This window comes from Micromonospora sp. RL09-050-HVF-A (genome assembly GCF_019374995.1).
GTDB classification, from domain to species: Bacteria; Actinomycetota; Actinomycetes; order Mycobacteriales; family Micromonosporaceae; genus Micromonospora; species Micromonospora antibiotica.
On sequence record NZ_JAGKQP010000002.1, the window covers coordinates 4,043,646 to 4,058,163 of the forward strand.

Consider the following 14,518-nt stretch of genomic DNA (forward strand, 5'->3'; position numbering starts at 1 on the left):
CGCGCCACCGGGCCGTCGCCCTCGTGCTCTGTCCTACCGACCCGTCAGGTCCTACTCACCGGCGGTGGCGGTGCCACCCAGGTCGGCCGGGACGGCGTCCGGCACCTCGTCCGGGCGGTCCGAGCCGTGGAAGACCAACTTCGACTTCTCGATGTCCTCCGGGTCCCCCTCGCAGTCCACCACCACGATCTGACCGGGGGTCAGCTCGTTGAACAGGATCCGCTCGGAGAGGTTGTCCTCGATGTCACGCTGGATCGTCCGACGCAGCGGACGGGCCCCCAGCACCGGGTCGAAGCCCTTCTTGGACAGGTACTTCTTGGCGTTGTCGGTCAGCTCCAGACCCATGTCCTTGTTGCGGAGCTGGCCCTCGATCCGCTGGATCATGATGTCCACGATCGAGAGGATCTCGTTCTGCCGCAGCTGGTGGAAGACGATGGTGTCGTCGATCCGGTTGAGGAACTCGGGCCGGAAGTGCTGCTTCAGCTCGTCGTTGACCTTCTGCTTCATCCGGTCGTAGGTGGACTCGGAGTCCTCCGACTGCTGGAAGCCCAACGACACCGCCTTGGCGACGTCCCGGGTGCCCAGGTTGGTGGTCAGGATGATGACCGTGTTCTTGAAGTCCACGATCCGACCCTGGCCGTCGGTGAGCCGGCCGTCCTCCAGGATCTGCAGCAGGGTGTTGAACACGTCCGGGTGGGCCTTCTCGATCTCGTCGAAGAGCACCACCGAGAACGGCCGACGACGGACCTTCTCGGTCAGCTGGCCACCCTCGTCGTAGCCGACGTAGCCGGGAGGGGCCCCGACCAGGCGGGAGACCGTGTAGCGGTCGTGGAACTCGGACATGTCCAGCTGGATCAGCGCGTCCTCGCTGCCGAACAGGAACTCGGCGAGCGCCTTGGACAGCTCGGTCTTACCCACACCGGACGGGCCGGCGAAGATGAACGAGCCGGACGGCCGCTTCGGGTCCTTCAGGCCGGCCCGGGTACGCCGGATCGCCTTCGACACCGCCTTGACCGCGTCCTCCTGGCCGATGACGCGCTTGTGCAGCTCGTCTTCCATCCGCAGCAGCCGGGAGGTCTCCTCCTCGGTCAGCTTGTAGACCGGGATACCGGTCCAGTTGCCCAGGACCTCGGCGATCTGCTCGTCGTCGACCTCGCTGACGACGTCCAGGTCACCGGCCTTCCATTCCTTCTCCCGCTGCGCCTTCTGCCCCAGGAGCTGCTTCTCCTTGTCCCGCAGCTGGGCGGCCCGCTCGAAGTCCTGCGCGTCGATCGCGGACTCCTTGTCGCGGCGCACCTGGGCGATCCGCTCGTCGAAGTCACGCAGGTCTGGCGGCGCGGTCATCCGGCGGATGCGCATCCTGGCCCCGGCCTCGTCGATCAGGTCGATCGCCTTGTCCGGCAGGAACCGGTCGGAGATGTACCTGTCGGCCAGCGTCGCGGCAGCCACCAGGGCGGCGTCCGTGATCGAGACGCGGTGGTGCGCCTCGTAGCGGTCCCGCAGGCCCTTGAGGATCTCGATGGTGTGGGCCAGCGACGGCTCACCCACCTGGATCGGCTGGAAACGACGCTCCAGAGCGGCGTCCTTCTCCAGGTGCTTGCGGTATTCGTCGAGGGTGGTCGCGCCGATGGTCTGGAGCTCACCACGGGCCAGCATCGGCTTGAGGATGCTCGCCGCGTCGATCGCGCCCTCGGCGGCACCCGCACCGACCAGGGTGTGGATCTCGTCGATGAACAGGATGATGTCGCCCCGGGTGCGGATCTCCTTGAGCACCTTCTTGAGGCGCTCCTCGAAGTCACCCCGGTAGCGGGAGCCGGCGACCAGGGCACCGAGGTCGAGGGTGTAGAGCTGCTTGTCCTTGAGCGTCTCGGGCACCTCGCCCTTGATGATCTTCTGGGACAGGCCCTCCACCACGGCGGTCTTGCCGACGCCGGGCTCACCGATCAGGACCGGGTTGTTCTTGGTGCGGCGGGACAGCACCTGCATGACCCGCTCGATCTCCTTCTCGCGCCCGATCACCGGGTCGAGCTTGCCCTCACGGGCAGCCTGAGTCAGGTTACGACCGAACTGGTCCAGCACGAGGCTGGTCGACGGGGCGGCCTCGCCCGGCGCGGTGCCGGCGGCGGCCGGCTCCTTGCCCTGGTAGCCGGAGAGGAGCTGGATCACCTGCTGGCGGACCCGGTTGAGGTCGGCGCCCAGCTTCACCAGCACCTGGGCGGCGACGCCCTCACCCTCGCGGATCAGCCCGAGCAGGATGTGCTCCGTGCCGATGTAGTTGTGGCCGAGCTGCAGCGCCTCGCGCAGGGACAGCTCCAGCACCTTTTTGGCCCGGGGCGTGAACGGGATGTGCCCGCTCGGCGCCTGCTGGCCCTGGCCGATGATCTCCTCGACCTGCTGACGGACGCCCTCCAGGGAGATGCCGAGGCTCTCCAGGGCCTTGGCGGCGACGCCCTCACCCTCATGGATCAGGCCCAGCAGGATGTGCTCCGTACCGATGTAGTTGTGGTTGAGCATCCGGGCCTCTTCTTGGGCCAGGACGACAACCCGTCGCGCTCGGTCGGTGAACCGCTCGAACATGCCCTCGTGCTCCTCACGTGCCGTGCGCCTCGACTGCGAGATCTTGGCGGGGCCGGTGCGCGGACGTCCGGGACGGGCGTCCGCACCTCCTTACTCTATCGCCGCTGACCGACTCCGCTGAGGTCGTGTCTCCTCGTACCGAGCCGTTCCGACGTCGTTTTGACCAACCATCCGCGCTCAGGAGGTGTTCCGGCACCCCAGCCTGTACGCGCAGAGCGAAATTCACCCGGGGTGCGCAACGCCCTCCGGGGGGTCCCGTGGGTTGTCCACAGGCTGTGGACGAAGTCTCCACCGCCTGTGGACAACGCCTGCGGACCCGGAGAACTTCCCGCCCCCACACCGCCCGCAGCCCCACCCACCGGCCCCCGACGGCGGGTGACGTCGGCCGGGCCCGACGGCCGCCGGGCTGCTACCCCGAGACGGCGACGCCGGCCCGGAGGGGTGCTCCGGCCCGGCGTCGGTTCGCCACTGACAGCTCAGCGGGTCGCGTGGTACTCGTCGACGATCTCCTGCGGGATACGACCCCGGTCGGAGATGTCCTTGCCGTTCTTCTTGGCCCACGACCGGATCGCCTTGTTCTGCTCGCGGTCGGCGGTCGCGCCGCCCCGGCCCCGGGCGGCCCGGCCACCCACGACCACGCCGCCCCGGCCGACCCGGGTGCCGGCAGCCACGTACGGCGCGAAAACGTCCCGCAATTTGTCGGCGTTGGAGTTCGACAGGTCGATCTCGTACTGAACGCCGTCGAGGGCGAACTTGACGGTCTCGTCCGCGTCCCCGCCGTCCAGGTCATCGACCAGCTTGTGAATGATCTGCTTGGCCACGTCCCACATTCCTTTCGAGCAGGGTGCTCCTGCAATAGGAGCACGATAACCCCCCCGACGCTTGCCGCGTCAATAGGACGCCGTAACGACCCGGCAAAGGTCTCACCGGAGGCTACTCGGGGCGGACCAAGGGGAAGAGGATGGTTTCCCGAATTCCCAGCCCCGTCAGCGCCATCAACAGCCGGTCGATTCCCATTCCCATACCCCCGGCCGGCGGCATTCCGTACTCGATCGCCCGGAGAAAGTCCTCGTCCAGCCGCATGGCCTCGTCGTCGCCCCGGGCACCGAGCTGCGCCTGCGTCACCAGCCGCTCCCGCTGCACCACCGGGTCCACCAGCTCCGTGTACGCGGTGCCCAGCTCGAAGCCGAGCACGTAGAGGTCCCACTTCTCGGCCAGGCCGGGCTCGGTGCGGTGACCCCGGGTCAACGGGCTGGTCTCCTCCGGGTAGTCCCGCACGAAGGTCGGCGCCTGGAGGCTCGGCACCACCAGTTCCTCGAACAACTCCTCGGCCAGCTTGCCCGGCCCCCACTTCGGGTCGACCGCGAGCCCCACCTTGTCGGCGTACTCCACCAGGCGGGTCCGTTCGGTGCGGACCGTGACCTCCTCGCCGAGCGCCTCGGAAAGCGCCCCGAACAGGGTCACCGACCGCCACTCGCCACCCAGGTCGAACTCCCGACCGTCGGCGTGGGTCACCGTCGTCGAGCCGCTGACCGCCACCGCCGCCTGCTGCACGAGATTACGGGTCAACGCCGCCATCGTGTCGTAGTCGCCGTACGCCTGGTAGGTCTCCAGCATCGCGAACTCCGGCGAGTGCGACGAGTCGACTCCCTCATTGCGGAAGTTGCGGTTGATCTCGAACACCCGGTCGACCCCGCCGACCACGGCGCGCTTGAGAAACAGTTCCGGCGCGATTCGCAGATACAGATCAGTACCGAGCGCATTGCTGTGGGTCACGAATGGGCGGGCCGCCGCGCCGCCGTGCAGCAACTGGAGCATCGGCGTCTCGACCTCGATGAATCCCTGACCGTGCAACGAGTCACGCAGGCTGCGTACCGCCGCGGCCCGGGTCCGGACCATCTGCCGGGCCTGCGGACGGACCACCAGGTCCACGTAACGCTGCCGGACCCGGGCCTCCTCGCTCAGCGGCTTGTGCGCCACCGGCAACGGGCGCAGCGCCTTGGCGGTGACCGCCCACTCGTCGGCCAGCACCGACAGCTCACCGCGCCGGCTGGTGATCACCTCGCCGGTGACACCCACGTGGTCACCCAGGTCGACCAGGCGCTTCCAGGCGTCCAGCCGCTCCGCGCCGACCCGGTCCAGGGAGAGCATCGCCTGCAACTCGGTGCCGTCGCCGTCGCGCAGGGTGGCGAAACAGAGCTTGCCGGTGTTCCGAACGAAGATCACCCGGCCGGTGACCGAGATCCGGTCCCCGGTCGCGGTGTCGGTGGGCAGCTCGGCGTACCGCTCGCGCACCTCGGCCAGGGTGCTGGTCCGGGGGTAACCGACGGGGTACGGGTCGATGCCCTCGGCGAGCATCCGGTCCCGCTTCTCCCGGCGGACCTTCATCTGCTCGGGAAGGTCGTCGGCGGGGTCCACTGGCACGGCGTTCTGCTCGGTCACGGCACGCTTCCTCGGCTAAGGGAGTTCGACTGGGTCAGCCCATGAGCGTACTCATGCCCCCGAGCGGCCGTTACGGGATAACCTGCCCGGCATGGTCGAGCACACCCGGGCACGGTCCTTCGGTACGGTCGCCGCCGACTACGACCGGTTTCGACCCGGCTATCCGGCCGAGGCGCTGCGCTGGGCGCTGGCCGGCGCGGGTGCGGTCGCCAGCGTGGTCGACCTGGGTGCCGGCACCGGCCTGCTCACCCGTGACCTGCGGGCCCTCGGCCACCGGGTCACTCCGGTCGAACCCGACCCGGCGATGCGGGCCCGGCTCGACACGGCCGTTCCCGGGACCACCGCCCTCGCCGGCTGCGCCGAGGCGGTCCCGCTGCCCGACGCGAGCGCCGACGCGGTGCTGGTCGGCCAGGCCTACCACTGGTTCGACCGGGAACGCGCGCACGTCGAGATCGCCCGGGTCCTCCGGCCGGACGGCATCTTCGCCCCGATCTGGAACATCCGGGACGAAACGGTCGGCTGGGTGGCCGAGCTGGGGCGGATCGCCCAGATGGGGGAGAACGTCAGCGACCTGACGGTGAAGGTGACCACCTTCGGTGCGGCCTTCGGCCCGGTCGAGCTGGGCCGGTTCACCCACCGGACGACCGTCACCTCCGACGAGGTCCTCGGGCTGTTGCGTACCCGCTCACACTGGTTGGTCGCCGCCCCGCAGCAGCGGCAACGGCTGGAGCGGGACCTGCGCGAGTTGTTCGCCACCCACCCCGACCTGGCCGGCCGGGAGACCGTCGAGCTGCCGTACCAGACGCTGGTCTTCCGGGCCCGGCGGCGCTGAACCGCCGCGACCGGCCGTCGTGATCAGGTGTTGCGTTCGTAGACCATGCGCAGCCCGATCAGGGTGATCATCGGCTCGTGGTGGGTGATGGTCCGGCACTCGCCGATCACCACCGAGGCCAGCCCGCCCGTGGCGATCACCGCCCGGACCTGGCCCAACTCCTCGGTCATCCGCTCGACGATCCGGTCGACCTGCCCGGCGAAGCCGAAGTAGAGGCCGGACTGGAGACACTCCACGGTGTTCTTGCCGATCACCGAGCGGGGCTTGTTGGCCTCCACCTTACGCAGCTGGGCGGCGCGGGCCGCCAACGCGTCGAAGGAGATCTCGATGCCCGGGGCGAACGCCCCACCGAGGAACTCCCCCCGACCGCTGATCACGTCGAAGTTGGTGGTGGTGCCGAAGTCCACCACGATCGACGGACCCCCGTAGAGGGTGTACGCGGCCAGCGTGTTGACCACCCGGTCCGCGCCCACCTCCTTCGGGTTGTCGATGGCCAGCTGCACACCGGTGCGGACCCCCGGCTCGACGACCACGCTCGGCAGGTCGGCGTAGTAACGGGCCAGCATGGTCCGCAGCGAGCGCAGCGCCGCCGGCACCGTCGAGCAGGCGGCCACCCCGGTGATCTCCACGGCGTCACCGGCGAGCAGCCCCCGGAACATCAGACCCAGCTCGTCCGCTGTCGAACGGGCGTCGGTCTTGATCCGCCACGAGTGCACCAGCTTGTCGCCGTCGAAGGTCGCCAGCACGGTGTTGGTGTTTCCGATGTCGATGCAGAGCAGCACGCACGCAGCCTAGACGCCGACCGGCCCACCGCAGGCGAGCAGTGGGCCGGACCCGCTGCCCCGCACCGACGGGTAGCCGGCGGCCCGGCCGGCTCACCGCTCGCGCAGGTCCAGGGCGATGTCCAGGATCGGCGAGGAGTGCGTCAGGGCACCCACCGACAGGTAGTCCACCCCGGTCGCCCCGTACTCGGCGGCCACCTCCAGGGTCAGCCCACCGGTCGCCTCCAGCTCGGCCCGGTCGCCGACCGCCGCGACCACCTCGCGCAGGGTCGCCGGGGACATGTTGTCCAACAGCAGGAAGTCCGCGCCCGCCTCCACCGCCTCCACCGCCTCGGCCGGGGTGTCCACCTCGACCTGCACCGGCACCTGCGGGAAGGTCTGCCGGACCCGACGGAAGGCCGCCCCGACACCACCGGCGGCCAGCTTGTGGTTGTCCTTGATCATGGCGACGTCGTACAGGCCCATCCGCTTGTTGGTGCCACCGCCGGCCCGGACCGCGTACTTCTCCAGCATCCGCAGGCCCGGGGTGGTCTTGCGGGTGTCCAGCACCGTCGCCTTGGTGCCGGCCAGGGCGTCCGCCCAGGCCCGGGTGTGGGTGGCCACCCCGGACATCCGGGAGAGCAGGTTCAGCGCGGTGCGCTCGGCGGTGAGCAGCAGCCGGGTCGGGCCGGTCACCGTCGCCAGCACCTCACCCCGGGCCACCCGCGCGCCGTCGTGGGCCACCACCACCACCTCGACGGTACGCTCCGCAGCGCTCACCTCGCCGACCAGCTCGAACACCGCCGCCGCCACCGCCAGCCCGGCCACCACCCCGGCCTCCCGGGCCACCAGGTCGGCGGTGTCGGTCTGCCCGGCCGCAATGGTGGCGACGCTGGTGACGTCGACGAAGTCCGCCCCCAGATCCTCGGTGAGCGCGTCGACGATCACCCGCCGGACCCGCTCCGGGTCCAACCCGCCCGCCGTCAACGCCTGTCGCGTCGGTTCCCGCACTGTATTTCCTTTCGTTCGCCACTGCGGGGCTCGCAAACCCGGCTCACTCCTCGGACTCACCCGCCCCCCTTCGTTCGCCACTGCGGGGCTCGCAAACCCGGCTCACTCCTCGGACTCACCCGCCCCCCTTCGTTCGCCACTGCGGGGCTCGCAAACCCGGCCCGCTCCGGGTCAGGGCAGGCCCTCCCAGCGTTCGGTGAGGTCACCCCCGGCACCGACGGCCGCGACGAGATGACCGCGCCACCGCTCGTCGGCCGCCGGGAAGTCCTCCCGCCAGTGGCAGCCCCGGGTCTCCTGGCGGGCGTACGCGGCGGCGACCAGGGCGGACGCCACGGTGACCAGGTTCGTCGCCTCCCAGCCGGCGGTGCCCGGCCGACCCTGGCCCTGCCCCAGCTCGGTCAGGGTGGCGGCGGTCGCGGCCAGGGTCGACGCCGACCGCAGCACCCCCGCGCCCCGGGTCATCGCCCGTTGCAACGCGGGCACCCCCTCGGCGGGCAGCACCCCACCCCCGCCGCCCACCCAGGCACCGGTCTGCGCCGGTTGCGCCTGCTCGGGCAGCCCGGCGGCGATGTCCTCGGCGATCCGGCGGGAGAAGACCAACCCCTCCAGCAGCGAGTTGCTGGCCAGCCGGTTCGCGCCGTGCACGCCCGTGCAGGCGACCTCGCCGCAGGCGTACAGGCCGGGGATGGAGGTCCGGCCGCGCAGGTCGGTGCGGACGCCACCGGACGCGTAGTGGGCGGCCGGGGCGACCGGAATCAGATCCGTCGCCGGGTCGACCCCGATGGCCAGGCAGGACGCGACGATGGTCGGGAACCGCCCGGCGAGGAAGTTCGCGCCGAGGTGCCGGGCGTCCAGATGGACGTGGGCCGCGCCGGTGGCCAGCAGCACCCGGTGGATGCCCTTGGCCACCACGTCCCGGGGGGCCAGCTCGGCCAGTTCGTGCTGGCCGAGCATGAACCGCTTGCCGTCGGCGTCGACCAGGTGGGCGCCCTCACCGCGCAGCGCCTCCGACACCAGCGGCTGCTGGGCCAGGCCCGCGCCCGGCACCCGGGCCTGCTCCGGCACGATCAGCGCGGTCGGGTGGAACTGCACGAACTCGACGTCGGTGACCGCCGCCCCGGCCCGCATCGCCAACGCCACCCCGTCACCGGTGGAGACCGCCGGGTTGGTGGTGGCCGAGAAGACCTGCCCCATCCCGCCGGTGGCCAGCACCACCGCGCGGGCCAGCAGCGCGCCGACGCCGTCCTCGCTGCCCTCGCCCAGCACGTGCAGGGTGATGCCGCAGGCCGGGCCGGGAGAGTCCGGGTCGTCGCCGGGGGCGCGCAGCAGGTCCAGCACCAGGGCGTGCTCGACCAGGCGGATCCACGGGTCCCGGCGCACCGCCGCGTGCAGGGCCCGCTGCACCTCCGCCCCGGTGGCGTCCCCACCGGCATGCACGATCCGGTCGGCCCGGTGCCCGCCCTCCCGGGTGAGCATCAACGAACCGTCCGGGTTGCGGTCGAACTCCGCGCCGATGCGCATCAGTTCCCGCAGCCGCAGCGGCCCCTCCTCCACCAGCAGCCGCACGGCCGCCGGGTCGCAGAGTCCGACCCCGGCGATCTCGGTGTCGCGGGCGTGCGCGGCGGGCGAGTCGGCCGGATCGAGTACGGCGGCGATGCCGCCCTGCGCCCAGCGGGTCGACCCGTCGTCGATGTTGACCTTGGTGACCACGGTGACGTGCAGGCCCGCCTCGCGCAGGTGCAGCGCGGCGGTCAACCCGGCCACCCCGGAGCCGACCACGATCACATCGGTGGTCTCCACCCAACCGGGCGCGGGAGCAGCCAACAGTCTGGGCAGGGCCGGCAGGTCGACGGTCGGCGGGAGTTCCATAGCCACAGTCAACCCGAACGATCCTCGCGACGGGCGGCGGGGGCGGGACGAGTGGTTTCGGCTACCCCGTCCGCTACTTCGTCCGCACCGGCAGGGCGGCCGGTCCGCCACCCTTCAGCGAGGCGGTCACCGTCCGGTCGCTCAACCACAGGTAGCAACGGACCCCCCGGTCGCCGACCCGCCACCGGCCCGGCCCCGGCGGACGCACCACCACGCCGCTGCGGAAACGCAGGTCGGCGTCGTCCGGCACACCCACGTAGCGACCCAGCAGGCTGCGGCAGCCGGCGTACAGCGGCAGCCAGTCGACGTCCTTGACCGGATAGGGCCGGTCGGGGCCTTCCAGGCGCCCACGAACTCCGCCTCGTGGACGGTCGAGCACTCCACCGGCACCAGCACCTGCACCCCGGCACCCCGGCCGCTCTTGGCCCGCTGACAGCCCAACCGCAGCGGCGACGGGCCCTTCAACGCGTCCCGCAGGCTGCCCGTACGGGTGACCACGGTGGCCGCCGCCTCGACGGTGGTCACCTCGCTCAGGTCGCACCGGAACCAACGGGCCCCGGCCGTCCAGCCGAGCGCGGTCGGCAGCGCCACCGCCAGCCGCAGCCGGCCGGCCCGCCAGTCGTCGCCCAGGTAACCGGCGGCCCGGGTGTCGCACTCGGCGAACGCACCCCGCAACTCCGCCGAACCGGTGACCGGCGCGACGACCCGCTCGCCCGGCAACGCGCCCACGTGCACCGTCTCCACCCGGTGCGGCACCGCGCAGTCCACCGGCGCGTACGCCGCCAGGGCGACCGTGTCGGTGAAGTCGGCGACCTGACAAACCCCCGCCTCGGGGGTGAACGGCCCGGCCGGCGGCAGGGCCGCCCAGTCGTCGGTGAGATCGCCGTCGAGGCCGCCCGGCGCACCGCAGCCCGCCAGGACCACACCCACCGCCAACGCGGCGATCAAGACCCTCATCGGACGACGCAACGCGGCCTCCCCCAGCCGACGACCGTCAATCCGACGGTCAGTCCAGGGTAACCAAAAATGACCTTCCGGTAACAGACCGGAATTCCGGTCAGCCCACGACGGCGAGCGGACTCGGCACCGGGTCCCCGGCCGTCCCCGGGGCCGCAGCCGCCGGATCGCCGCCCAGCTCAACCACCCTGTTGTCGGCGTCCACATGGACCACCCGGGGGCGGTACGTCCGGGCCTCCGCGTCGTCCATCTGACCGTACGAGATCAGGATCACCAGGTCGTTCGGGTGCACCAGGTGCGCCGCCGCGCCGTTGATGCCGATCACCCCGCTGCCCCGCTCCCCCGGGATCACGTACGTCTCCAGCCGGGCCCCGTTGGTCACGTCCACGATCGCCACCTGCTCGCCCGGGAGCAGGTCGGCGGCGTCGAGCAGATCCTGGTCCACCGTCACCGAGCCGACGTAGTGCAGGTCGGCCTGGGTCACCGTCGCCCGGTGGATCTTCGACTTGAGCATGGTCCGGAACATCGGCTTGCCTCTCGACAGGTGGTGTGCGTGGTCAGGAGCGGGGGGCGAGGTCGATCGCCAGGTTGTCGATCAACCGGGTGGTGCCCACCCAGGCCGCGATCAACAGCCGGGCCGGGCCGGCGACCGGCCCCGGCTCCAGATCCGGATCGGTGAGCACCAGATAGTCCAGTCGCACACCCGGCACCTCGCCGAGCACCCGGTGCGCGGCGGCCAGCACGTCACCGGCGTCCGCGCCCCGCCCGGCGGCGTCCGCCCCGGCCCGCAGCGCGGCCGAGAGGCTCAACGCGACCTGCCGCTCGTCCGCCGACAGGTAGCGGTTACGGCTGGACCGGGCCAGCCCGTCCGGCTCCCGTACGGTCGGCACACCGACCACCTCGACCGGCACGTCCAGGTCCCGGGCCATCCGACGGACCAGGGTGAGCTGCTGGTAGTCCTTCTCCCCGAAGAAGGTCACGTCGGGCCGGGTGAGCTGGAGCAGCTTCAACACCACGGTCAGCACCCCGTGGAAGAAGCCGGGCCGGCTCTGCCCCTCCAACTCCTCACCGGGCTGACCCGGGTTGACCCGGACCGTGGGCTGCCCGTCCGGGTACATGTCGGTCACGGCCGGGGCGAACACCAGGTCCGCACCGGCCCGCCGGCACACCTCCAGGTCGGTGTCGAGGGTGCGCGGATACCTGTCGAAGTCCTCGTTCGGGCCGAACTGCAACGGGTTCACGAAGATCGTCACCAGCACGTGGTCGGCCCGCTCCCGGGCCGCCCGGATCAGCGCCTCGTGCCCCGAGTGCAGCGCACCCATCGTCATCACCACACCGACCGTGCCGGCCAGCCCCGCCCGGGCCTTCGCCAGCTCCACCCGGGTGTGCACCAGTTCCGTCACTGAACCGCCTTCCGTTCGCGACTGCGGGGCTCGCAAAACCGGCTCACTCCTCGCACTCACCAACCCGCCCTCCGTTCGCGACTGCGGGGCTCGCAAAACCGGCTCACTCCTCGCACTCACCAACCCGCCCTCCGTTCGCGACTGCCGGGCTCGCAAAACCGGCTCACGCCGCCACCTCGCGGTGGATGCCGGCGAGCACGTCGAGCAGGGACTCGGCGTCGACCGGGCGCAGCCGGCCCGCCGCGATCGCCCGGTCCGCGCTCCGTCGGGCCAACGCCAGATAGGGGGCCACGGATTCCGGCGCGGTCTGCGCCAGCCGGGCCAGGTGCCGCCGTACGGTGCCCGCGTCGCCACGCGACACCGGGCCGGTGAGCGCGTCGTCGCCGAGCCGCAGGGCGTTCTCCAACGCCGCCCGCAGCAGCGGGGCCAGCACCTTCTCCGGCTGGGTCACCCCGGCGTCCCGCAGCCGGTCGGCCGCCTCGTTGACCAGGGTCACCAGGTGGTTCGCGCCGTGCGCCAGGGCCGCGTGGTAGAGGACCCGGTCGGTCTCCCCCACCCACTCCGGCACCCCGCCCAGGTCGGCGACGAGCCGGGCCGCCGCCGCCCGCAACTCCACCGGGGCGGTCACCCCGTAGGAGATGCCGGCCAGCCGGGACAGGTCGTCCGGCGTACCGGTGAAGGTCATCGCGGGGTGCAGGGCCAACGGCCGGGCACCGACGGCGGCGGCCGGGGCCAGCACGGTCAGGCCGTGCGCGCCGGAGGTGTGCGCGACCACCTGGCCGGGGTGCAGCGCCCCGGTGTCGGCCAAACCAGCGACCACACCGGCCAGCGCGTCGTCGGGGACGGCGAGCAGCAGCAGGTCGGTGGCCTCCCGGGCGACCGAGGTCGCCGACCGGGTCACCGCGTCCGGCAGGAGCAACGCGATCCGGGCCCGGGTCGCCCCGGAGACGCCGGAGGCGGCGACCACCCGGTGCCCGGCGGCGACCAGTGCCGCCCCGAGCACCGCACCCACCCGGCCGGCACCGACCACACCCACGGTGAGCTGGGGGGGAAGGACGAACGGGACACCGGGTGCGGCGGGGCCCTGCGGTACGGCGACGCCGGGGGCAGCCGGACGGGGGCGCAGCGGTGCGCTCATGGCAACGATCCAGTCCTCGAAGGGGGTACCGGTCGATCGCAAGTATGCGCCGGGGGCAGGGAACCCGAACAAGGATGTGTGAAAACCTTCACCGACCCCGGGCACCGGGTGGCCCGATGGCGGCAGCTCACCCGGTGCGGCGGCCCACCCGGTGCGGCAGTTCACCGGGTGCGGCAGCTCACCGGGTGTGGCGGCCCACCCGGTGCGGCAGCTCACCGGGTGCGGCAGCTCACCGGTGGCCGGCCAGGAACCCGGCGTCGACGAACTTGACGTTGGTGTCCGGGCGTACCCCGTCGTCCCCGTCCGGCGTCGTCGGGGTGTTACGGCCGTCCTGCACCACCAGCAGCCCGCCCGGGAAGCCCGGCAGCGGCGTCGCCGTCACCGCCGCCCCGTCGCACTCCTGCACGCCGTCGACCCGTCCGTCGACCACCGCGAACCGCCCGGTCGGCCGGTTGGTGACCCGGTCGTAGGTGAAGAACGTGTCGTCGCCCTGGCTGGACACGACGAGGGTGCCCGCGTCCCGACCGGTGGGCAGGATCGTCAGCCCCTCCACGTCCTGGGCGATCCGCCCGCCGAAGCCCGGGTCGGCGGTGTCGTCGGCCACGCAGTCGTCGGCCGCCGGGTCGAAGACCGCCGGGACGCCGTACTCGCGGACCCGCTCCACCGACCGGGGTACGCCCACGAACCGGCCAGCGACCAGCCGGGTCCGCCACAGGCCGACCTTCTCCTGCGCCAGGTACACCACGCCGGTGGCCGGGTCCACCACCGTCCCCTCCACCTGCGGGCCGTCCCCCGGGTCGGTGCACGGCGACCAGGCGGAGCCGTCCGGCAGGGTGAACGTCGACGGCAGCACCAGCCGCCCCACCGGCCGGTAGCTGACCTTCCCGGCCCGCTCCACCAGCCGGAACACCCCCACCTCCGGGGTGCTGCGCCGGCTCACCACCGCGTACGCGGCCCCGTCCCGGTCGGTGAACGTGCCCAACCCGTACGCGGTGCGTTGGGTGTTCACCTCCGCCTGGTCCCGGCTGAACGCGAACGGCGGCTGCGGCGCGGTCACGTCGACCAGCCGCCGCGACACCGGATCGATCCGGTAGAACCGGAGCTGGTCGCGTCCCCGGTCGGTGACCACCGCCAGGTCGACCGGCCGGCCCGCCAGCCGGAAGCCGCTGACCAGGTCGACGTTGTTGAACCGGCCCGCCTCGTCGTCCGGGCCGGGTGCCGGCGGGGTGGCGATCGCCTGCCGCTCCCGGGCCCGCAGGTCGTACACCCGCAGGCCGCCGTTCTTGGCGGTGATGACCACCAGGCTGCCGGCCCGGTCGGTCGGGTGCACCCAGATCGCCGGATCGTCGGCGTCGGCGTCGCCACCGGCGGCGTCGGCGAACAGGGCGGGTGTCTCGGCCACCGCCCGGACCGCACGCGGCACGTCGTCGCGGGCGGGCGCGGCGGCGGCACCGGTGGTCGTCACCAGCAGCGGTACGACCGCCAGCGCGGAGATCACGATTCGTCTCATGCCCGCAGACCGTAGGGT

Annotated in this window: 11 protein-coding genes and 1 pseudogene; 1 reads left to right on the plus strand and 11 read right to left on the minus strand. The window is 72.0% G+C overall.

Annotated features, from left to right (window positions below; genetic code table 11):
- Window positions 1-51 precede the first annotated feature (51 nt).
- The 3 genes from J7462_RS17690 to lysS all read right to left on the minus strand — a co-directional run bounded on the left by J7462_RS17690 (window position 52) and on the right by lysS (window position 5,019).
- Window positions 52-2,577: an ATP-dependent Clp protease ATP-binding subunit gene (locus J7462_RS17690; protein ID WP_219465060.1), complete on the minus strand. Its 2,526-nt coding sequence runs from the start codon at window positions 2,575-2,577 to the stop codon at window positions 52-54.
- A 476-nt stretch (window positions 2,578-3,053) separates the two neighbouring features.
- Window positions 3,054-3,398 carry an Lsr2 family protein gene (locus tag J7462_RS17695; RefSeq protein ID WP_168222573.1) on the minus strand — a complete coding sequence of 115 codons (345 nt, stop codon included), beginning with the start codon at window positions 3,396-3,398 and terminating at the stop codon, window positions 3,054-3,056.
- A 112-nt stretch (window positions 3,399-3,510) separates the two neighbouring features.
- A complete protein-coding gene (gene lysS, locus J7462_RS17700) occupies window positions 3,511-5,019 on the minus strand; it encodes a lysine--tRNA ligase (protein ID WP_219465062.1) in 1,509 nt (502 codons plus the stop codon).
- Between the two features lie 91 nt (window positions 5,020-5,110).
- On the opposite strand from lysS, the gene J7462_RS17705 reads away from it, so the two are divergent.
- The gene (locus J7462_RS17705) at window positions 5,111-5,851 is read left to right on the plus strand and encodes a class I SAM-dependent methyltransferase (RefSeq protein ID WP_219465064.1); all 741 of its coding nucleotides are present in this window, start codon (window positions 5,111-5,113) and stop codon (window positions 5,849-5,851) included.
- Window positions 5,852-5,874: 23 nt separating this feature from the next.
- On the opposite strand, the gene J7462_RS17710 is transcribed toward J7462_RS17705, so the two are convergent.
- From J7462_RS17710 to J7462_RS17745, 8 genes and pseudogenes are all read right to left on the minus strand, one after another.
- Window positions 5,875-6,633, minus strand: a complete 759-nt coding sequence (locus tag J7462_RS17710; RefSeq protein WP_208567763.1) for a type III pantothenate kinase — start codon at window positions 6,631-6,633, stop codon at window positions 5,875-5,877.
- A gap of 93 nt (window positions 6,634-6,726) precedes the next feature.
- Entirely contained in the window at window positions 6,727-7,623 is an 897-nt protein-coding gene (gene nadC / locus J7462_RS17715; RefSeq protein WP_219465066.1) for a carboxylating nicotinate-nucleotide diphosphorylase, read from the minus strand.
- A 171-nt stretch (window positions 7,624-7,794) separates the two neighbouring features.
- Window positions 7,795-9,492 (minus strand): L-aspartate oxidase, encoded by a 1,698-nt coding sequence (locus J7462_RS17720; RefSeq protein ID WP_219465068.1) that lies wholly within the window; start codon window positions 9,490-9,492, stop codon window positions 7,795-7,797.
- Between the two features lie 73 nt (window positions 9,493-9,565).
- A pseudogene (locus J7462_RS17725) lies at window positions 9,566-10,449 on the minus strand (septum formation family protein).
- A gap of 100 nt (window positions 10,450-10,549) precedes the next feature.
- Complete coding sequence (gene panD / locus J7462_RS17730; RefSeq protein ID WP_208567759.1) at window positions 10,550-10,975, minus strand: aspartate 1-decarboxylase; 426 nt, start codon at window positions 10,973-10,975, stop codon at window positions 10,550-10,552.
- Between the two features lie 31 nt (window positions 10,976-11,006).
- Window positions 11,007-11,852, minus strand: coding sequence for a pantoate--beta-alanine ligase (gene panC, locus J7462_RS17735; protein ID WP_219465070.1), 846 nt, complete (start codon window positions 11,850-11,852; stop codon window positions 11,007-11,009).
- A gap of 163 nt (window positions 11,853-12,015) precedes the next feature.
- Window positions 12,016-12,990, minus strand: coding sequence for a Rossmann-like and DUF2520 domain-containing protein (locus J7462_RS17740; RefSeq protein ID WP_219465072.1), 975 nt, complete (start codon window positions 12,988-12,990; stop codon window positions 12,016-12,018).
- Between the two features lie 229 nt (window positions 12,991-13,219).
- Entirely contained in the window at window positions 13,220-14,500 is a 1,281-nt protein-coding gene (locus tag J7462_RS17745; protein WP_219465073.1) for a phytase, read from the minus strand.
- Between the last annotated feature and the right edge of the window lie 18 nt (window positions 14,501-14,518).

What these genes read in the sequence shown, in the direction of transcription:
- J7462_RS17690 (WP_219465060.1), bottom strand. Translation starts at nt 2,577, where the DNA reads ATGTTCGAGCGGTTCACCGACCGAGCGCGACGGGTTGTCGTCCTGGCC.
- J7462_RS17705 (WP_219465064.1), top strand. Translation starts at nt 5,111, where the DNA reads ATGGTCGAGCACACCCGGGCACGGTCCTTCGGTACGGTCGCCGCCGAC.
- J7462_RS17720 (WP_219465068.1), bottom strand. Translation starts at nt 9,492, where the DNA reads ATGGAACTCCCGCCGACCGTCGACCTGCCGGCCCTGCCCAGACTGTTG.
- panD (WP_208567759.1), bottom strand. Translation starts at nt 10,975, where the DNA reads ATGTTCCGGACCATGCTCAAGTCGAAGATCCACCGGGCGACGGTGACC.
- J7462_RS17740 (WP_219465072.1), bottom strand. Translation starts at nt 12,990, where the DNA reads ATGAGCGCACCGCTGCGCCCCCGTCCGGCTGCCCCCGGCGTCGCCGTA.
- J7462_RS17745 (WP_219465073.1), bottom strand. Translation starts at nt 14,500, where the DNA reads ATGAGACGAATCGTGATCTCCGCGCTGGCGGTCGTACCGCTGCTGGTG.